This is a genomic window from Morganella morganii, assembly GCF_019243775.1.
Lineage (GTDB): Bacteria > Pseudomonadota > Gammaproteobacteria > Enterobacterales > Enterobacteriaceae > Morganella > Morganella morganii.
The window spans coordinates 2,780,213-2,799,966 of sequence record NZ_CP069157.1 but is presented as its reverse complement, the minus strand read 5'-3'; the positions used below and the strand labels follow the sequence as shown (position 1 = coordinate 2,799,966).

Annotated in this window: 13 protein-coding genes, 2 tRNA genes, 3 rRNA genes, 1 pseudogene and 1 other annotated feature; of the genes and pseudogenes, 13 read left to right on the top strand and 6 right to left on the bottom strand. The window is 50.3% G+C overall.

The genetic code is table 11. The features are described from left to right. Positions 1-19: 19 nt before the first annotated feature. From rplS to tyrA, 3 genes are all read left to right on the top strand, one after another. Entirely contained in the window at positions 20-373 is a 354-nt protein-coding gene (rplS, locus tag JL661_RS13515) for a 50S ribosomal protein L19 (protein ID WP_004237881.1), read from the top strand. A 433-nt stretch (positions 374-806) separates the two neighbouring features. Continuing rightward, positions 807-1,901: a 3-deoxy-7-phosphoheptulonate synthase gene (locus JL661_RS13510; protein ID WP_004237882.1), complete on the top strand. Its 1,095-nt coding sequence runs from the start codon at positions 807-809 to the stop codon at positions 1,899-1,901. A gap of 18 nt (positions 1,902-1,919) precedes the next feature. Next, positions 1,920-3,041 (top strand): bifunctional chorismate mutase/prephenate dehydrogenase, encoded by a 1,122-nt coding sequence (tyrA, locus tag JL661_RS13505; protein WP_004238738.1) that lies wholly within the window; start codon positions 1,920-1,922, stop codon positions 3,039-3,041. Between the two features lie 46 nt (positions 3,042-3,087). Here tyrA and JL661_RS13500 read toward each other — a convergent pair whose 3' ends face one another. The 5 genes from JL661_RS13500 to bamD all read right to left on the bottom strand — a co-directional run bounded on the left by JL661_RS13500 (position 3,088) and on the right by bamD (position 7,908). After that, positions 3,088-3,792 (bottom strand): hypothetical protein, encoded by a 705-nt coding sequence (locus JL661_RS13500; protein ID WP_036414086.1) that lies wholly within the window; start codon positions 3,790-3,792, stop codon positions 3,088-3,090. A 168-nt stretch (positions 3,793-3,960) separates the two neighbouring features. Then, the gene (gene epmA / locus JL661_RS13495) at positions 3,961-4,938 is read right to left on the bottom strand and encodes an elongation factor P--(R)-beta-lysine ligase (protein ID WP_004238737.1); all 978 of its coding nucleotides are present in this window, start codon (positions 4,936-4,938) and stop codon (positions 3,961-3,963) included. A gap of 154 nt (positions 4,939-5,092) precedes the next feature. Further along, complete coding sequence (gene pheA, locus JL661_RS13490) at positions 5,093-6,244, bottom strand: bifunctional chorismate mutase/prephenate dehydratase (RefSeq protein WP_062773143.1); 1,152 nt, start codon at positions 6,242-6,244, stop codon at positions 5,093-5,095. A 30-nt stretch (positions 6,245-6,274) separates the two neighbouring features. Next, positions 6,275-6,396: a sequence feature (Phe leader region), on the bottom strand. 123 nt (positions 6,397-6,519) lie between these two features. Next, positions 6,520-6,864, bottom strand: a complete 345-nt coding sequence (gene raiA, locus JL661_RS13485; protein ID WP_004237887.1) for a ribosome-associated translation inhibitor RaiA — start codon at positions 6,862-6,864, stop codon at positions 6,520-6,522. A 309-nt stretch (positions 6,865-7,173) separates the two neighbouring features. Then, complete coding sequence (gene bamD, locus JL661_RS13480; protein WP_024472621.1) at positions 7,174-7,908, bottom strand: outer membrane protein assembly factor BamD; 735 nt, start codon at positions 7,906-7,908, stop codon at positions 7,174-7,176. 137 nt (positions 7,909-8,045) lie between these two features. On the opposite strand from bamD, the gene rluD reads away from it, so the two are divergent. The 10 genes and pseudogenes from rluD to JL661_RS13435 all read left to right on the top strand — a co-directional run bounded on the left by rluD (position 8,046) and on the right by JL661_RS13435 (position 19,190). Further along, positions 8,046-9,023, top strand: a complete 978-nt coding sequence (rluD, locus tag JL661_RS13475) for a 23S rRNA pseudouridine(1911/1915/1917) synthase RluD (RefSeq protein ID WP_004237889.1) — start codon at positions 8,046-8,048, stop codon at positions 9,021-9,023. A 9-nt stretch (positions 9,024-9,032) separates the two neighbouring features. After that, on the top strand, positions 9,033-9,779 hold the full coding sequence (gene yfiH, locus JL661_RS13470) for a purine nucleoside phosphorylase YfiH (protein ID WP_004237890.1): 747 nt from the start codon (positions 9,033-9,035) through the stop codon (positions 9,777-9,779). A 112-nt stretch (positions 9,780-9,891) separates the two neighbouring features. Then, positions 9,892-12,465: an ATP-dependent chaperone ClpB gene (gene clpB / locus JL661_RS13465; RefSeq protein ID WP_062773146.1), complete on the top strand. Its 2,574-nt coding sequence runs from the start codon at positions 9,892-9,894 to the stop codon at positions 12,463-12,465. 470 nt (positions 12,466-12,935) lie between these two features. Then, positions 12,936-14,479 (top strand): 16S ribosomal RNA (locus JL661_RS13460). A gap of 67 nt (positions 14,480-14,546) precedes the next feature. Further along, positions 14,547-14,623, top strand: a tRNA-Ile gene (locus JL661_RS13455). A 126-nt stretch (positions 14,624-14,749) separates the two neighbouring features. Next, positions 14,750-14,825 (top strand) — tRNA-Ala (locus tag JL661_RS13450). 312 nt (positions 14,826-15,137) lie between these two features. Continuing rightward, positions 15,138-18,043, top strand: a 23S ribosomal RNA gene (locus tag JL661_RS13445). Between the two features lie 110 nt (positions 18,044-18,153). Then, positions 18,154-18,269 (top strand): 5S ribosomal RNA (gene rrf / locus JL661_RS13440). The 16S, 23S and 5S rRNA genes sit together here with 2 tRNA genes alongside, the layout of an rRNA operon. A gap of 360 nt (positions 18,270-18,629) precedes the next feature. Continuing rightward, positions 18,630-18,759 (top strand): annotated as a pseudogene (locus tag JL661_RS18470) (IS3 family transposase); the annotation flags it as partial. 80 nt (positions 18,760-18,839) lie between these two features. Then, positions 18,840-19,190 (top strand): autotransporter outer membrane beta-barrel domain-containing protein, encoded by a 351-nt coding sequence (locus JL661_RS13435; RefSeq protein WP_132275655.1) that lies wholly within the window; start codon positions 18,840-18,842, stop codon positions 19,188-19,190. Between the two features lie 255 nt (positions 19,191-19,445). On the opposite strand, the gene JL661_RS13430 is transcribed toward JL661_RS13435, so the two are convergent. After that, entirely contained in the window at positions 19,446-19,730 is a 285-nt protein-coding gene (locus JL661_RS13430) for an autotransporter outer membrane beta-barrel domain-containing protein (protein ID WP_081113470.1), read from the bottom strand. Positions 19,731-19,754: the final 24 nt, after the last annotated feature.

The following is a 19,754-nucleotide window of genomic DNA, read 5'->3' as shown; positions in this document are numbered from 1 at the left end:
CTAGGGTAAGAGATTTATTATGAGCAACATTATTAAACAACTTGAACAAGAGCAGATGAAACAAGACGTACCTTCATTCCGTCCGGGTGACACCGTGGAAGTTAAGGTATGGGTCGTTGAAGGTTCTAAAAAACGTCTGCAGGCATTCGAGGGCGTGGTTATCGCTATCCGTAACCGCGGTCTGCACTCTGCATTCACTGTTCGCAAGATTTCTAACGGCGAAGGTGTTGAGCGTGTATTCCAGACTCACTCACCTGTTGTTGACAGCATCAGCGTTAAACGCCGTGGTGCCGTTCGTCGTGCTAAACTGTACTACCTGCGTGAGCGTTCAGGTAAGGCAGCTCGTATTAAAGAGCGTTTGAACGCAAAATAATGCGCAAGCATCCGATATGATAATAAAAGGCCAGCCTCGTGCTGGCCTTTTTTATACGCTATTTTATTTTCCTTTCCCGCCTGTTTTCCGTTCGATTCTCTGTATTGTTTATATGACATCATTTTATGCCGTAAATATTTATTTACATTATGCCTACCTTATAAACTACCTTTCTTTCTGTCACTATCTTACACACCATAATCTTAATCCGATCAATTAACTGTATTTTCAATAAATTATCATTTATTTATAAGAGGTTTAGCTGATGGGTGTTATCTGTGCAGAACATCTTATTTTTATTTTGTAATTTAAAATGTACGAAAATATAAATATTTTACGATTTTGGATTGAATTATTTACGAAGGATGTTATGGTGTTTTCTCAGACACTCAACACGTAATCCATTTTTTGTAAAACTCAGCAGGAAAACACTATGATCATGCAAAAAGACGCACTCAATAACGTTCACATCAGTGATGAAATTGTTTTAATCTCACCGGAAGAACTGAAACAAAAGTACCCATTGAGTCGCAACGACCAGCATGCCATCGCCGGTGCACGTAAGACGATTGCGGATATTGTTCATCACCGCGACCCGCGTTTACTGGTTGTCTGTGGCCCGTGTTCCGTTCATGACACGGATGCAGCGCTGGAGTATGCCCGTCGTCTGAAAGAATTATCTGCTGAGTTGAGTGACAGTCTGTATATCGTGATGCGTGTCTATTTTGAAAAACCGCGGACAACCGTGGGCTGGAAAGGACTTATCAGTGATCCGTTTATGGATGGATCTTTCGAGATGGAAAAAGGTCTGCACATCGCCCGCAAACTGATGGTGGATCTGGTTCAGCTCGGCCTGCCGCTGGCCGGTGAAGCGCTGGATCCGAATAACCCGCAGTACCTCGGGGATCTGTTCAGCTGGTCTGCTATCGGTGCACGTACCACTGAATCACAGACACACCGTGAAATGGCATCCGGTCTGTCCATGCCGGTCGGCTTTAAAAACGGGACTGACGGCAGCCTGAGCACTGCCATCAACGCCATGAAAGCTGCGTCCATGCCGCACCGTTTTATGGGGATCAACCAGTCCGGTCAGGTATGTCTGTTACAGACACAGGGTAACCCGAACGGCCATGTGATCCTGCGCGGCGGAAAACGCCCGAACTACAGTGCGGAAGATATTACGGAATGCGAGGCACAAATGAAGAAAGCCGGTCTCACCCCTTCACTGATGGTAGACTGCAGTCACGGCAACTCGGATAAAGATTTCCGTCGTCAGCCGCTGGTGGTGGATGCCGTGGCAGAACAAATTTGTGCCGGAAATACCTCAATTACCGGTATTATGCTGGAAAGCCATATTAATGAAGGCAATCAGTCATCAGAACAGCCGCGCAGTGCCATGCAGTACGGCGTGTCAGTGACAGACGCCTGCATCAGTTGGGAAACCACTGAAGCAGTTCTGCGTCAGCTGCATCAGCAGATCTCACCGGCGCTGGCAGAGCGTGTGGTTCAGTTACAGCAGGCAGGATAATAAAAACAGGCAGGGTGTATGTCCGGTGCATTAACACATTTACGTGATCAAATTGATGAAGTGGATAAATCGCTGCTGTCACTGCTGGCAAAACGCCTGCAGCTAGTGGCGGAAGTCGGGGAAGTGAAAAGCCAGCACGGCCTGCCGGTCTATGCGCCGGATCGCGAAGCCGCAATGCTGGCATCACGGCGGCAGGAGGCGGAATCCCTCGGGGTTCCGCCGGATCTGATAGAGGATGTGCTGCGCCGTATCATGCGGGAGTCCTATTCCCGTGAGAATGATAAAGGGTTTAAAAAGCTCAATGAGCAGGCCCGGCCGATAGTGATTGTCGGTGGTGACGGCAAAATGGGGCAGTTGTTCCGGCGAATGCTGACACTGTCCGGTTATACCGTGCGTATTCTGGACAGCGGCGACTGGGCGGATGCCCCGGAACTGCTGGCAGATGCGGGCATGGTGATTGTCAGTGTGCCTATCCACCTGACCGAACAGGTTATTAAACAATTACCGCCGCTGCCGGAAGATTGCATTCTGGCAGATCTTGCGTCGGTTAAAGCGGGGCCGTTACAGGCGATGCTGGCAGTACACAACGGGCCGGTGCTCGGGTTGCACCCGATGTTCGGGCCGGATGTCGGCAGTTTTGCCAAGCAGGTGGTGGCCTTTTGTGACGGACGTTTCCCGGAGCGGTATCAGTGGTTCCTGGAGCAAATTACAGTCTGGGGCGCGCATTTACAGGGTATTAAGGCGCAGGAGCATGATCGCAATATGCGCTACATTCAGGCGCTGCGTCACTTCACTACCTTTGCTTACGGGCGGTATCTGGCAAAAGAAAATGTCGATCTCGCGCAGCTGCTGTCATTGTCCTCACCGATTTACCGGCTGGAACTGGTCATGATTGGTCGTCTGTTTGCCCAGGATCCGCAGCTTTATGCCGATATCATTATGGCTTCGGAAGATAACCTGGATGTGATAGAGGATTATCACCGTGAGTTCGGTGAAGCCATGTCACTGCTGGAAAGCCGAGATAAAGCAGAGTTTATTTCGCAGTTCTCCGCCGTCAGTGACTGGTTTGGTGAGCACGCACAGCGCTTTATGAAAGAGAGTCAGGGATTACTGCAACAGGCTAGCGACAGCCGCCGCTGATAAATATGAAGGTGCTGATATTTTCAGCACCTTCATACATTGCCGGTTATTTCACACCATTTCCCGAAGGGTAGAAGGTTTTTGGTACTGCCTGATGAGATACCTTTTTCATAATGACAGCTCGCGGATCCCATGCATGTTTGAGTTTGGATTCAATATTAAATTCTTTGTTATGAATATAGTTATAACCGGCAGTAATTGTTTGCTGATTGGAGTAAGCAATGACCGGACGACCTGTCACATCAGCAAGGTCTTGCGCAGCCTGACGTTTTGCAAAACAACTAACTAAATGGATAGGACCGTTATTCCTGAGTAGATCAACTGAGCCTCCGGATTTTTTATTTATGTAAGCCACCAGTTCTTGTGCATTCAGACATTGTGCTTCACTCAGATCCGTTTTTAGCTGAACTTGCCCGTTTATTTTAACCAGCCTGTTATTTTCTATAACGGCGGCAGCCTTACCACCAACCTGTATGAGTCCGTCTTTCCAGTGTCCATGCAGCAGAATGGCATCTTCTTTATTGCCACGGAAGTTATTGCAGTAACCCCGGAACGTGATGCTTTGATCCTGATTCACATCCTCATCAAGACATAGGTTAACCTGCTTAAATGTGGGTTCAGCTGGTTTATGGCTGGTCATTTTAATATCAGAAACAGAATGTAATGAAGCAAACAGGTTTTTAACTGCTGATTTTACAGATGATTCAAACGCATGAAATTTAGCTGATAAGATTTCTGATGATATGTGCATAACTTATTTTCCGCTGATTTATATCGTTAATATATGTTCAGCGAAAAATAGCACCAGACCATGCAGATCACTTTCAAATAATGAGCTGACTAGCTATGCCGGGTAAAATAAAGATGAGATGAAGAAAAGAGAAGCAGCCATCTGCATAACAGATGGCTGAAGGAGGTATTATGCGCGATCAACCGGGAAGGCGATCACATCACTGATCCGCTCTGCACCCAGTGCGAGCATAATCAGGCGGTCAATCCCCAGTGCCACACCGGCACATTCCGGGAATCCGTGTTCAAGTGCTGCCAGCAGATTTTCATCAATCGGCTGCTCCGGCAGACCCATACTTGCCCGTTTGCGGTTATCCCGTTCAAAGCGCTGACGCTGCTCTGCGGCATCAGTCAGTTCACGGAAGCCGTTTGCCAGTTCAACCCCTTTGTAATACACTTCAAAGCGCTCGGCCACGCGGTGATCTTCAGAGCTGATCTCCGCCAGTGAGGCCTGGCTTGCCGGGAAGTGATAAATAAAGGTCGGTTTTTCCAGCCCAATATGCGGCTCCACACCCACCATAAACAGCAACTGCAAAATAGTATCGCGATCTTCCTCAGTATCGGCAATATTGCTGACATCCAGTTTGGCCGCAACTTCACGCAGTTTGTCTTTCTCGGCGGTCAGCGGATCAATATCCAGGTAGCGCAGGAAAGCCTGCTGATAGGATAACGATTCTGCACTTTCACACTCTAAGGTTTGCTGTAATAAATCATCAACCTCATTTATCAGACGGTACATATCATAGTGAGGACGATACCATTCGAGCATGGTGAACTCCGGATTATGATAGCGTCCGGCTTCCTCGTTACGATAACTGCGGCCCATCTGATAAATAGGGCCGCTGCCCGCTGCCAGTAACCGTTTCATGTGGTATTCCGGACTGGTCATCAGATAAAGCGTTATTCCCTGTGCGGCTCCGGGGCCGGTAAACCGAGTTTCAAAGGCGCGCAGATGGACATCGGTGACGGTCGCCTGACTCATGGTCGGCGTTTCGACTTCTAATACACCTCTGTCTGCAAAAAAATGTCTGATTTCATTAACAATTTTTGCGCGTTTTAATAGATTGGCTATCGGGGCAGTCGGCTGCCAGCCCGCAATATCACTCATGCCGTAAGAACTCCGAATAAAAATAAAGGGTGCAGTTTACCCGCAACCTCTGATGGTGACAAACAGATATGCAGAACATGCTACGTGTAAAACCGGGCGCCTGACAGACGTATTGTGCGGTGGCGGGGTGCGGCAGCACCCCCGGCAGGTATAATCAGCCGATTAAGGCAGGCGGGATATGTTCCCCCGGATAACTGCCGAGCACCTTCACTGAACGGGCGATTGCCTGTAACGCTTTGAGCGCCTGCTGCATCGGTACTGAGCGCAGATTGGCATGCACATCAATATAAAACATCTCTTCCCACGGCGTGCCGTGAATAGGGCGGGATTCCAGTTTGCTCATTACAATGTCATGCTCTTTCAGGATAATCAGGGCATCGACCAGCGCACCGGCCTGTTGCCCGGTCGCCATCAGCAGCGTGGTTTTCGCCGGTACCTGCTCTGACACATCAATCGGCTGGCGGGCAATGACAATAAAGCGCGTCATATTGGTCTGCTGATTGGCAAGATTCTGTGCGATCGCCTGTAACCCGTACAGTGCGCCGCCGGCCTCGCTGCCGAGAGCTGCAACATCTGTCCGGTTGAGGGAGGCAACTTTTTCCATCGCCGCCGCGGTACTTTCGCAGTATTCAATTTTGCGATCTGGGAATTGGCTGAGATACTGGCTGCACTGCTCAAACGGCTGCGGATGGCTGTAAAGGGTGGTGATCCCGGCAATATCCGCGCCCGGAATGGTCAGCAGACAGTGATTCACCGGCAGGCGCAACTCGCCGACAATGGAAAGCGGGGTGGTCTGCAGTAAATCATAGACATCATTGATGGCGCCGGAACTGGTATTTTCCAGCGGCAGCATCCCGTAATCGGCCTGACCGTTTTCAACCAGCTCAAAAATATCGCGGAATTTACTGCAGCTGAACTCGGTCATATGATCGAAATGACGGGCGGAATACTGGCGGGCGGCCACATGTGAATAAGACCCTCTCGGGCCGAGGAAGGCTATCCGTGCACTGTTATCCGGTGTCTGGTTCAGGTGTTTTTGCAGAATCGCCTGCTGGGTCAGGACGGAATCTTCAATAATCAGCTGGAACAGGCGGGTGATATAAAATCCGTCCAGTCCGTGCGGCTTGCCTTTGTTTATCAGCACATCCAGCAGTTCACGCTCGCGGTTCTTATCGCGGATGGGGCGGTTATCCTGTAATTTTGTCTGTGCGACAGCCACGGCGAGCTGCCGCCGCTTTGCCAGCAGATCCAGCAATTGTGCATCCAGCTGGCTGATTTGTTCCCGTATAGCTAAAAGATCGTTCATATGTTGTCCTCAGACCCTGTTTCCCGGCGATAAAAAAAAGCCTCCGCAGCGGGAGGCTTTTCTGTGCGTCTTCGTTTTCTTTCTCACACGACAAAAAGCCTCATTAACAGAAGCGAAAAAAGAAAAAGAAGAAGCGGATACGGGGATACATGGTCAGTGCGTTGTCCGTTGTGTCATCAGATGATAGTTAATAGACCTGATGCAACCCGTTGTGTCAACCAAAAAAAAACGCGCCCGGAGGGCGCGCAGAGACAAAACTCAATTTATTATATTTTTTATTCTGCGGATTCTTCATCAGACACAAGGTTGGCTTCTTTAACACTGTTATCCGCGCGGCGCGCTTCACCTTTGTGCTGTGCTTTATTCAGCTGCCGTTCCAGTTTCGCCAGTAATTCATTGATGGCGGCGTACATATCAGCGTGTTTGGCGCTGGCAACTAAATTTCCATTCGGTGTGCTGATGGTGGCATCAACCACAAATCCCTGCGGATCTTTCGCGAGGATAATGTGCGGGTTAATTAAAGGAACCTGCCACTTACTCAGCTTATCGAGACGGTTTTCAACATGCTCCCGGATTGCCGGGGTGATCTCCATTTGCTTACTGGTGATATTCACATTCATAGTGACCTCTCTTTGTTACATCCGTCTTGTTGATACTCAGAATACGTTGATGGCGGCAAGAAAAAATTGATCGCCGTCACTAATATTTTTTAGTTTTTTCAAAAGGTTATAATTTTGTGACTCAGGCTGAGAATACAGATGATACAACTTGCGGGAAGGGACTGAATCGTGCATTATCGATAAGTTGGCTGACCGCATATTCTCAGAGACGAGAAGGCTGTCGGCCATTTTTTATGTAGTAACATAATGATAAGACAATAAAAAAGCCATCCGGAGATGGCCTTTTCAATCAGATGAGTAAAACGGAACTCAGTCGCGCGGGTTGGCGGCAATCAGCTGTGCCACTTTTCCGGCTTCCGCCGTTAATCCCAGTTCATTATAGGCATTTTCCATCAGCGGCAGCGCCTGACGTGTCGCCAGTGTGTCCGGATAATCACGCAGCATTAATTCAACACGATTAATCACCGCGACATATGCCCCGCGTTTCGTGTAGAATTTCGCAACGGCCAGTTCAAAGGCCGCAAGGCGATCTTTGAGGAATACCAGACGTTTTGCGGAGTCTGTTGCATAGATACTGGTCGGATAATAACGCAGTAACTGGCTGAAATCCTGGAACGCCACACGCGCGTTTTGCGGGTCACGGTCTGCACGATCGATACCAAAGAAACTCTGCAGCATGTTATCATCGAGCGCCTGAGCGGTCAGACCGCGCATGTACAGGACGTAATCGATGTTCGGATGTGTCGGGTTCAGACGCATGAAACGGTCGATTGAGGCCAGTGCCATCTGTAAATCACCTGCTTTATAGTAGGCGTAAATCAGATCCAGCTGAACCTGCTGCGAATACGGGCCGAAAGGAAAACGGTTATCGAGGGTCTCAAGCTGCGTGATGGCCCCTTTATAGTTACCGTCCTGTAATTTTTCCTGGCCGACAGTATACAGCTCTGACGGTGAGGCATCCGGGAGAATTTCCTTGTTTCCGGAACAGCCGGACAACATGAGGCTTAGCGTGGCGGCGGCCACGAGATATTTCATACGTATCATCACGTGTTGATTATCCTCTGAATATTTTTTAGGGAGCACTCCGTACAGCTCCCGCTGGCGATCACGATACAATACCACATAGTTTAAATGAAACGGTGTTACCGTTCAAAATATAACTTTCTGAAACAGAGACAAACATGGCTCAAGAAATACAACTTACCGCAACTATTAATGAATCACAGCTCGGTCAGCGTTTAGATCAGGCTTTGGCGGAATTGTTCCCTGATTATTCACGATCACGTATAAAAGAGTGGATCTTAGATGACAGGGTTCAGGTTAACGGCCGTCTTGTCAACAAACCAAAAGAAAAAATGCTGGGCGGGGAACAGATCAGTATTGATGCACTGATTGATGAGGACATGCGTTTTGAACCGCAAAACCTGCCGCTCAATATCGTTTATGAAGATGATGATATCCTGGTGATTAATAAACCGCGTGATTTTGTGGTGCACCCGGGAGCAGGTAATCCGGACGGTACTGTCCTGAACGCGCTGCTGTATCATTATCCTGATATTGCCGATGTGCCGCGTGCGGGTATCGTTCACCGCCTGGATAAAGATACCACCGGGCTGATGGTGGTGGCGAAAACTGTACCTGCCCAGACACGGCTGGTGGAATCACTGCAACTGCGCGAAATCACCCGTGAATATGAAGCGGTGGCCAATGGCCGTATGACAGCGGGCGGCAAAGTGGAAGAACCGATTTCCCGCCACCCGACCAAACGTACTCATATGGCCGTTAACCCGATGGGTAAACCGGCGGTGACACATTACCGTGTGATGGAGCATTTCCGTGCTCACACCCGTCTGCGTCTGCGTCTGGAAACCGGCCGTACTCACCAGATCCGTGTGCATATGGCACATATCAATCATCCGTTGGTGGGTGATCAGCTCTACGGCGGTCGTCCGCGCCCGCTGAAAGGGGCAAGTGATGAATTCCGCGATGCACTGCGTGAATTTGACCGCCAGGCTCTGCATGCCACCATGCTGCGTCTTTACCATCCGATCACCGGGATTCAGATGGAGTGGCACGCGCCGATTCCGGATGATATGGTGAAACTGATTGAAGTTCTCAAAGCTGATGCACAAGAGCATCAGGATGATATGGACTGGTAAGGAGTCACCATGACCGCACTGATTACCCCGCAATGGCCGCTGCCCGCAGGTGTGAGAGCCTGCAGTTCATTACGTACAGGCGGTGTCAGTCAGCCGCCGTTTGACAGCCTCAATCTGGGGCTGCATACCGGTGATTCCCCGGAGGATGTCGCCCGTAACCGGGCGATTCTGGCAGAGGCGGCCGGGTTTCCGGACACGCCGCTGTGGCTGAATCAGGTACACGGAACGGATGTTGCCATTCTGGATGACAACACACCGCGCGGCCCGCAGGCCGATGCGGTGTATACCCGCACCCCGGGGAAGGTCTGTGCGATCATGACGGCGGATTGCCTGCCGGTACTGTTCTGTTCCCGTGACGGGCGCGAAGTGGCCGGTGCTCACGCCGGCTGGCGCAGTTTATGTGGTGGCGTGCTGGAAAATACGGTCTCCTGCTTTACGGCTGCGCCGTCAGACATTATTGCCTGGCTGGGGCCGGCCATCGGCCCGCAGAAATTTGAGGTCGGCGCTGAAGTGCGGGAGGCGTTTATGGCGCACGCGGCAGAAGCAGCTTCAGCATTTATTCCGCATGGTGATAAATATCTGGCGGATATTTATCAGCTGGCCCGTCAGCGGCTGGCAGCAGCCGGTGTGACCGCTGTTTCCGGCGGCACCGAATGCACCGTGACAGATTCTGCCCGCTTCTTTTCTTACCGCCGTGATGCCCGTACCGGACGGATGGCGTCATTTATCTGGATCACCCCGCCGCAAAAGTCATAACCTTCAGGATTACGCATAATATTTAATATTTTTTCAAAATCTGGCTTGAATATTTGACAAAAGTCCTCATTTAGTACTTAGCTAAAATTCAAAGCCATTTTTTGGAGGTGTTATGCGTTTGGATCGTTTCACGAATAAATTCCAGCAAGCGCTCGCCGACGCCCAGTCTCTTGCAGTCGGGCACAGCAATCAGTTTATTGAACCCGTGCATTTACTGTCAGCATTTCTGCATCAGGAAGGCGGGTCGGTGCGTCCGTTACTGGCATCAGCCGGGGCGGATATTGCGCAGCTTAATCAGAAGATTGATGACACCATCAGTCGTTTACCGCAGGTGGAAGGTTCCGCCGGGGATGTGCAACCCTCTCAGGATTTAATCCGTCACCTGAATATATGTGACCAGATTGCACAAAAACAAAATGATGCTTACATCGCATCCGAAATTTTTGTTCTGGCTGTATTAGAGAGCAACAGCTCATTAGCAGATGTATTAAAAGCAGCCGGAATTAATAAACAAACACTTAAGAAGGCTATAGACATTATGCGTGGTGGTGAGAATGTGAATGACCAGGGCGCGGAAGATCAACGCCAGGCCCTGAAGAAATATACGATTGATTTAACTGAGCGCGCCGAATCCGGCAAACTCGACCCGGTTATCGGCCGTGATGAAGAGATCCGCCGGACTATCCAGGTCTTACAGCGCAGAACCAAAAACAACCCGGTACTGATCGGGGAGCCCGGGGTGGGTAAAACCGCCATCGTGGAAGGACTGGCGCAGCGTATCGTCAACGGCGAAGTCCCGGAAGGACTGAAAAATAAACGCGTGCTGTCTCTGGATCTCGGTGCGCTGCTGGCTGGTGCCAAATACCGCGGTGATTTCGAGGAGCGTCTGAAAGCCGTTCTGAATGAATTATCCAAAGAAGAAGGCAGTGTCATCCTCTTTATTGATGAGCTGCATACCATGGTCGGCGCAGGTAAAGCGGATGGCGCAATGGACGCCGGGAACATGCTGAAACCGGCACTGGCCCGTGGTGAACTGCACTGTGTGGGCGCAACCACACTGGATGAATACCGCCAGTATATAGAGAAAGATGCGGCATTAGAGCGCCGTTTCCAGAAAGTCTATGTGGCAGAGCCGACAGTGGAAGACACCATTGCGATTCTGCGTGGTCTGAAAGAGCGGTATGAACTGCATCACCATGTGCAGATAACCGACCCGGCGATTGTCGCGGCGGCAACGTTATCTCACCGCTATATCACGGATCGTATGTTACCGGATAAAGCGATTGACCTGATTGATGAAGCAGGTGCAAGTCTGCGTATGCAGATGGATTCCAAACCGGAATCCCTCGACAGACTGGATCGCCGTATCATTCAGTTAAAACTGGAACAGCAGGCACTGAAAAAAGAGTCTGATGATGCCAGTAAAAAACGGCTTAATATGCTGGAGCAGGAACTGACCGAGAAAGAGCGCGAGTATGCGTCTCTGGAAGAAGAGTGGAAAGCGGAGAAAGCAACGCTGTCCGGTACCCAGCACATCAAAGCAGAACTGGAGCAGGCAAAAACGGCACTGGAGCAGGCACGCCGTACCGGTGATCTGACCAAAATGTCAGAATTACAGTACGGTAAAATTCCGGAGCTGGAAAAACAGCTGGCAGCAGCCAATGCGGCAGAAGATAAAGAGATGAAACTGCTGCGTAATAAAGTCACTGATGTGGAAATCGCTGAGATCCTGGCGCGCTGGACCGGTATTCCGGTATCCCGCATGCTGGAAGGCGAGCGTGAAAAACTGCTGCGCATGGAGCAGGTGATGCACAGCCGTGTGATCGGCCAGGATGAAGCAGTTGACGCGGTAGCCAATGCTATCCGCCGCAGCCGTGCCGGGTTATCGGATCCGAACCGTCCGATTGGTTCGTTCCTGTTCCTCGGACCGACCGGGGTGGGTAAAACCGAGCTGTGTAAAGCGCTGGCTGATTTCCTGTTCGACAGCGATGACGCGATGGTGCGTATCGATATGTCCGAGTTTATGGAAAAACACTCTGTGGCACGGCTTATCGGGGCACCTCCGGGATATGTCGGGTATGAAGAGGGCGGTTATCTGACCGAAGCGGTCCGCCGTCGTCCTTATTCCGTCATTCTGCTGGATGAAGTGGAAAAAGCGCATCCGGATGTCTTCAACATCTTATTACAGGTGCTGGATGACGGACGGCTGACTGACGGGCAGGGGCGCACTGTGGACTTCCGTAACACGGTCGTGATTATGACCTCTAACCTGGGGTCTGACCGGATTCAGGAACACTTTGGTGAACTGAATTACGATGCAATGAAAGGCGCGGTCATGGAAGTGGTTTCTCATCACTTCAGACCGGAATTCATCAACCGTATTGATGAAGTGGTGGTATTCCATCCGCTGGCGAAAGAGCAGATCCACGCGATTGCGAAAATTCAGCTCAAACGCCTGTACAAACGTCTGGAAGAGCACGGCTATCAGGTCACGATTACTGACAGTGCGCTGGATAAACTGGCAGAAGCCGGATTCGACCCGGTATTCGGGGCACGTCCGCTGAAACGGGCTATTCAGCAGGAGATCGAAAACCCGATGGCGCAGGCGATGCTGTCCGGCAAACTGATTCCGGGCAAAATGATCACTCTGGATTTAACCGATGGTGTGATCACCGCGAAACAGTAATAACAGAAGAAAGCAAAACAGAGGGGTGCGAAAGCGCCCCTTTTTTGTGCATAATGCACAGGAAATCAGCGATACCTTATGTGTTTGCCCGGTTTTTGAGCAAACAGAAAAAAAGTTGAAATAAACACTTGCGTGATCTCAGCGAGTGTCTATAATGCGCCCTCACTGACACGGAGCAACACGCTGAGAAGCGCGCCGACAGTAGAGGAAAGCGAAAAAAAGTTGAAAAACAACGCTTGACTCGAAGGGGCTGGAAACGTAATATACGCAGCCTCGCAACAACGCAGAAGGCCGACAACGGCAGCGAAGGTTGTAACTGCTCTTTAACAATTTATCAGACAATCTGTGTGGGCACTCGCAGGACATATCACAAAAAATATTATTTTTGAGAAGTCTTGAAGAGTGACCAATACAGCAGCTTAGTAATAAGCAGCAGTAAACAGTTTAATTCTTTGAGCATCAAACACTTTTAATTGAAGAGTTTGATCATGGCTCAGATTGAACGCTGGCGGCAGGCCTAACACATGCAAGTCGGGCGGTAACAGGGAGAAGCTTGCTTCTCCGCTGACGAGCGGCGGACGGGTGAGTAATGTATGGGGATCTGCCTGATGGCGGGGGGATAACTACTGGAAACGGTAGCTAATACCGCATAATGTCTTCGGACCAAAGCGGGGGACCTCCGGGCCTCGCGCCATCAGATGAACCCATATGGGATTAGCTAGTAGGTGAGGTAACGGCTTACCTAGGCGACGATCCCTAGCTGGTCTGAGAGGATGATCAGCCACACTGGGACTGAGACACGGCCCAGACTCCTACGGGAGGCAGCAGTGGGGAATATTGCACAATGGGCGCAAGCCTGATGCAGCCATGCCGCGTGTATGAAGAAGGCCTTCGGGTTGTAAAGTACTTTCAGTCGGGAGGAAGGTGTCAAGGTTAATAACCTTGGCAATTGACGTTACCGACAGAAGAAGCACCGGCTAACTCCGTGCCAGCAGCCGCGGTAATACGGAGGGTGCAAGCGTTAATCGGAATTACTGGGCGTAAAGCGCACGCAGGCGGTTGATTGAGTCAGATGTGAAATCCAGGGCTTAACCGGGAATTGCATCTGATACTGGTCAGCCTAGAGTCTTGTAGAGGGGGATAGAATTCCATGTGTAGCGGTGAAATGCGTAGAGATGTGGAGGAATACCGGTGGCGAAGGCGGCCCCCCCGACAAGACTGACGCTCAGGTGCGAAAGCGTGGGGAGCAAACAGGATTAGATACCCTGGTAGTCCACGCTGTAAACGATGTCGACTTGGAGGTTGTGCCCTTGAGGCGTGGCTTCCGGAGCTAACGCGTTAAGTCGACCGCCTGGGGAGTACGGCCGCAAGGTTAAAACTCAAATGAATTGACGGGGGCCCGCACAAGCGGTGGAGCATGTGGTTTAATTCGATGCAACGCGAAGAACCTTACCTACTCTTGACATCCAGAGAACTTAGCAGAGATGCTTTGGTGCCTTCGGGAACTCCGAGACAGGTGCTGCATGGCTGTCGTCAGCTCGTGTTGTGAAATGTCGGGTTAAGTCCCGCAACGAGCGCAACCCTTATCCTTTGTTGCCAGCGCGTGATGGCGGGAACTCAAAAGGAGACTGCCGGTGATAAACCGGAGGAAGGTGGGGATGACGTCAAGTCATCATGGCCCTTACGAGTAGGGCTACACACGTGCTACAATGGCGTATACAAAGGGAAGCGACCCCGCGAGGGCAAGCGGAACTCATAAAGTACGTCGTAGTCCGGATTGGAGTCTGCAACTCGACTCCATGAAGTCGGAATCGCTAGTAATCGTAGAATCGGAATGCTACGGTGAATACGTTCCGGGCCTTGTACACACCGCCCGTCACACCATGGGAGTGGGTTGCAAAAGAAGTAGGTAGCTTAACCTTCGGGGAGGGCGCTTACCACTTTGTGATTCATGACTGGGGTGAAGTCGTAACAAGGTAACCGTAGGGGAACCTGCGGTTGGATCACCTCCTTACCTATGTTGATACAGAATGTGAGTGTTCACACAGATTGTCTGATAGAAAGAAGCAGATACCGGGAATAGGCTTGTAGCTCAGGTGGTTAGAGCGCACCCCTGATAAGGGTGAGGTCGGTGGTTCAAGTCCACTCAGGCCTACCAAAACCGAATTGATACTGCGTTATGAAAAGACTCGTTTACCTTAGTAAACTTCGCCTTTCCATGCCTTGTCTCAATGCGGTTTCCTCTTTTCATGATGAAAAGACACGCCCGGGAAAACCAAATAATGGGGCTATAGCTCAGCTGGGAGAGCGCCTGCCTTGCACGCAGGAGGTCAGCGGTTCGATCCCGCTTAGCTCCACCATTATCTGATATCTGAAAAATAATTCAGAGTTTACCGGAAACGGTATGCTGTGAATTATTATGCTCTTTAACAATCCGGAACAAGCTGAAAAATTGAAACAATCAATATTATCACCGAGGTAATATTGATGAGTCTCTCAGCCGAACAACTTTGAAAGTACTCACTTTCGAGGGGGAAGCGAGCTAAATAATTTCGCGGAGGCCAGCGCACAGCAAGCGGAGCATACATCAGTATGTGAGCATTGCGAGCACTGCCCGACAAAGAAATTATGACGCGCAGCGACCCGTCCAGAAAGACACTTTCGGGTTGTGAGGTTAAGCGAATAAGCGTACACGGTGGATGCCTAGGCAGTCAGAGGCGATGAAGGACGTGCTAATCTGCGATAAGCGCCGGTAAGGTGATATGAACCGTTATAACCGGCGATTTCCGAATGGGGAAACCCAGTGCAATTCGTTGCACTATCATTACCTGAATACATAGGGTAATGAAGCGAACCGGGAGAACTGAAACATCTAAGTACCCCGAGGAAAAGAAATCAAACGAGATTCCCCCAGTAGCGGCGAGCGAACAGGGAGCAGCCCAGGACCTTAATCAGCATCAGTGTTAAGAGAACAGTCTGGAAAGGCTGGCCACAGCAGGTGATAGCCCTGTATCTGAAAGCACTGGTGTTGTGAGTCCGATGAGTAAGGCGGGACACGTGTTATCCTGTCTGAATACAGGGGGACCATCCTCCAAGGCTAAATACTCCTGACTGACCGATAGTGAACCAGTACCGTGAGGGAAAGGCGAAAAGAACCCCGGCGAGGGGATAAAAAAGAACCTGAAACCGTGTACGTACAAGCAGTGGAGCACCTTTATGGTGTGACTGCGTACCTTTTGTATAATGGGTCAGCGACTTATATTCTGTAGCAAGGTTAACCGGATAGGGGAGCCGCAGGGAAACCGAGTCTTAACTGGGCGAATTAGTTGCAGGTACAGACCCGAAACCCGGTGATTCAGCCATGGGCAGGTTGAAGGTTGGGTAACACTAACTGGAGGACCGAACCGACTAATGTTGAAAAATTAGCGGATGACTTGTGGCTGGGGGTGAAAGGCCAATCAAACCGGGAGATAGCTGGTTCTCCCCAAAAGCTATTTAGGTAGCGCCTCGTGAACTGATCTCTGGGGTAGAGCACTGTTTCGGCTAGGGGGTCATCCCGACTTACCAACCCGATGCAAACTGCGAATACCGGAGAATGTTATCACGGGAGACACACGGCGGGTGCTAACGTTCGTCGTGAAGAGGGAAACAACCCAGACCGCCGGCTAAGGTCCCAAAGTCATAATTAAGTGGGAAACGAAGTGGGAAGGCTCAGACAGCCAGGATGTTGGCTTAGAAGCAGCCATCATTTAAAGAAAGCGTAATAGCTCACTGGTCGAGTCGGCCTGCGCGGAAGATGTAACGGGGCTAAATTATGCACCGAAGCCGCGGCAGCGATATGTAAATATTGTTGGGTAGGGGAGCGTTCTGTAAGCCTGTGAAGGTGTGCTGTGAGGCATGCTGGAGGTATCAGAAGTGCGAATGCTGACATAAGTAACGATAATGCGGGTGAAAAACCCGCACGCCGGAAGACCAAGGGTTCCTGTCCAACGTTAATCGGGGCAGGGTGAGTCGACCCCTAAGGCGAGGCTGAAAAGCGTAGTCGATGGGCAACGGGTTAATATTCCCGTACTGGTGGTAACTGCGAAGGGGGGACGGAGAAAGCTAAATCATCCGGGCGACGGTTGTCCCGGTTTAAGCGTGCAGGTGGACTGACCAGGCAAATCCGGTCGGTTGTTAACACTGAGGCGTGACGACGAGCCACTACGGTGGTGAAGTGATTGATGCTCTGCTTCCGGGAAAAGCCTCTAAGCTCCAGGTTACCATTAATCGTACCCCAAACCGACACAGGTGGTCAGGTAGAGAATACTCAGGCGCTTGAGAGAACTCGGGTGAAGGAACTAGGCAAAATGGTGCCGTAACTTCGGGAGAAGGCACGCTGGCATTAGGTGAAGTGATTTACTCATGGAGCTGAAGCCAGCCGCAGATACCAGCTGGCTGCAACTGTTTATTAAAAACACAGCACTGTGCAAACACGAAAGTGGACGTATACGGTGTGACGCCTGCCCGGTGCCGGAAGGTTAATTGATGAGGTCAGCCGCAAGGCGAAGCTTCTGATCGAAGCCCCGGTAAACGGCGGCCGTAACTATAACGGTCCTAAGGTAGCGAAATTCCTTGTCGGGTAAGTTCCGACCTGCACGAATGGCGTAATGATGGCCAGGCTGTCTCCACCCGAGACTCAGTGAAATTGAACTCGCTGTGAAGATGCAGTGTACCCGCGGCAAGACGGAAAGACCCCGTGAACCTTTACTATAGCTTGACACTGAACATTGAGCCTTGATGTGTAGGATAGGTGGGAGGCAACGAAGTGTGGACGCCAGTCTGCACGGAGCCATCCTTGAAATACCACCCTTTAACGTTTGATGTTCTAACCCGGGTCCATAATCTGGATCGGGGACCGTGTCTGGTGGGTAGTTTGACTGGGGCGGTCTCCTCCCAAAGAGTAACGGAGGAGCACGAAGGTTGGCTAAGCATGGTCGGACATCATGCGGTTAGTGCAAAGGCATAAGCCAGCTTGACTGCGAGAGTGACGGCTCGAGCAGGTACGAAAGTAGGTCTTAGTGATCCGGTGGTTCTGAATGGAAGGGCCATCGCTCAACGGATAAAAGGTACTCCGGGGATAACAGGCTGATACCGCCCAAGAGTTCATATCGACGGCGGTGTTTGGCACCTCGATGTCGGCTCATCACATCCTGGGGCTGAAGTAGGTCCCAAGGGTATGGCTGTTCGCCATTTAAAGTGGTACGCGAGCTGGGTTTAGAACGTCGTGAGACAGTTCGGTCCCTTATCTGCCGTGGGCGGCTGGAAGATTGAGAGGGGTTGCTCCTAGTACGAGAGGACCGGAGTGAACGCACCACTGGTGTACGGGTTGTGATGCCAATTGCATTGCCCGGTAGCTAAGTGCGGAAGAGATAACCGCTGAAAGCATCTAAGCGGGAAACTTGCCTCGAGATGAGTCTTCCCTGACCCTTTAAGGGTCCTGAAGGAACGTTTGAGACTAAGACGTTGATAGGCTGGGTGTGTAAGCGCAGCGATGCGTTGAGCTGACCAGTACTAATGAACCGGGAGGCTTAACCTGACAACACCGAAGGTGTTTTGAGTTGAGAGACGATTAGAGAGATTTTTCAGCACAGTGAAGAGGCAGAAGTCATTCACTGTGAAAGCTTGTTTTGGATTGAAATGAATTTGCCTGGCGGCCGTAGCGCGGTGGTCCCACCTGACCCCATGCCGAACTCAGAAGTGAAACGCCGTAGCGCCGATGGTAGTGTGGGGTCTCCCCATGTGAGAGTAGGGAACCGCCAGGTTATTATTAAGTGAAGAAGCCACCCTTTGGGTGGCTTTTTTGCGTTTGGGCGAAAAGAAAAATGGCGAAATGTGTGGTCATTTACCGGATGAAAAATTAACAGTCGGTAATTTCGGGTTTAACTACAGGTAATACTCTGCACCTGAATAGATCATAATGAGTCAATGGTGAGAAATCACACCTTATATATATCGCTGTCATTCTCCTGAAATGTTCCGAATCCCTCGAATACAATCTAAATTCTCTCCTTTCCGGACACGAGCTACGTGCTTTTTTAAGCTATAAGACAGGCTGATTTTGCTTCTTTAGGGCACTGTGCGACAAAAATGAAATATTAAAAAAGCCACTGCGTGCCTGATGCAGACTTTCTGAACAATTCCGGGTAACCGGGAAACTCAGAACGCATTATCCTGTGGTCACACTTTGCCGGGGTCGGGGCTCATCGCTGCAGTTGCAAATACCGGAAAAACGGTCCTGACAAGTCGGATGGCTGACGGGCTATATTACGCAGTCAGGTACAGGAACTGCATAACATCAGTCATGGAAAGAGACTTCGGATGAAGATGACCGGGTGACAGACATCACCCTGAATAATGGTATGGATGCAGCAATCAAGAGCCAGACTTCATTTACCAGCGAACTGGGTGTCAATGCCGGTAAAGACTTCAGCTTTGATAACGGCCTGGTGTTCTCTCCGTATGTGAAAGCGGCGTGGAATCATCAGTATGAAGACGGTAACGAAGTTGAATTTAACCGTTACAACACCATTAACCTGGATTTATCCGGCAGTACCGGTAAATTCGGTGCCGGTTTCAATGCCCGCTACAACAACGTGAATATGTTCATGAAATTACAGCACATTGCCGGTGATGCAGTTTATTCACCAATCAACGGACAGATTGGTATCCGTTATAACTTCTGATCCATGATCAGAGGCTAAAAATCTGCGTTACAGTTAATTCAGGCCATTTAAAGACCCGATGGCCGGAACAGAAAGGGTTTCATGTTTATCATGAAACCCTTTTCTATAGTTCTTTCACCCGCTCCTGAATGATTAACCTCACTGTTCTGCCACCTTCTGTTGCCAGTACGAAAGATTCCGGTAATATTTCCGGCTCTTTGATGGGCAGTCAGTTGTCCGGATATACGTCACGTCACCATATCTGATCGGGTAGTGTTACTGCGGACTGACGCGTAAGGTGATATCTTTACTGCCCATACGGTTATACGCTAACTGTCCGTAAGGTGTGATAAAGATCTGATTACTGAAGGTAAAGGTATAACCGGTTTCCAGCGCCATCCCCCAGACAGAGGTGGGGTAATTGTCGCTGCTGACATCATAACCGTTAGTGAATGTTGTCTTCAGTTTATTATCAAAGTGGTTATATTTCAGTAATGCATCCGCATACCAGCCGTTGCTGTTCAGATAAGTGGCATAGGCACCGAAGGTATAGCTGTCGATATCACTGGTACCTGCCCGGTCATT

Excerpts from the sequence above, each read along its gene's own strand:
- bamD (WP_024472621.1), bottom strand. The coding sequence starts at position 7,908 with ATGATACGTATGAAATATCTCGTGGCCGCCGCCACGCTAAGCCTCATG.
- raiA (WP_004237887.1), bottom strand. The coding sequence starts at position 6,864 with ATGAATGTGAATATCACCAGTAAGCAAATGGAGATCACCCCGGCAATC.
- rplS (WP_004237881.1), top strand. The coding sequence starts at position 20 with ATGAGCAACATTATTAAACAACTTGAACAAGAGCAGATGAAACAAGAC.
- yfiH (WP_004237890.1), top strand. The coding sequence starts at position 9,033 with ATGACCGCACTGATTACCCCGCAATGGCCGCTGCCCGCAGGTGTGAGA.
- epmA (WP_004238737.1), bottom strand. The coding sequence starts at position 4,938 with ATGAGTGATATTGCGGGCTGGCAGCCGACTGCCCCGATAGCCAATCTA.
- tyrA (WP_004238738.1), top strand. The coding sequence starts at position 1,920 with ATGTCCGGTGCATTAACACATTTACGTGATCAAATTGATGAAGTGGAT.
- clpB (WP_062773146.1), top strand. The coding sequence starts at position 9,892 with ATGCGTTTGGATCGTTTCACGAATAAATTCCAGCAAGCGCTCGCCGAC.
- JL661_RS13500 (WP_036414086.1), bottom strand. The coding sequence starts at position 3,792 with ATGCACATATCATCAGAAATCTTATCAGCTAAATTTCATGCGTTTGAA.
- JL661_RS13510 (WP_004237882.1), top strand. The coding sequence starts at position 807 with ATGATCATGCAAAAAGACGCACTCAATAACGTTCACATCAGTGATGAA.
- pheA (WP_062773143.1), bottom strand. The coding sequence starts at position 6,244 with ATGAACGATCTTTTAGCTATACGGGAACAAATCAGCCAGCTGGATGCA.
- rluD (WP_004237889.1), top strand. The coding sequence starts at position 8,046 with ATGGCTCAAGAAATACAACTTACCGCAACTATTAATGAATCACAGCTC.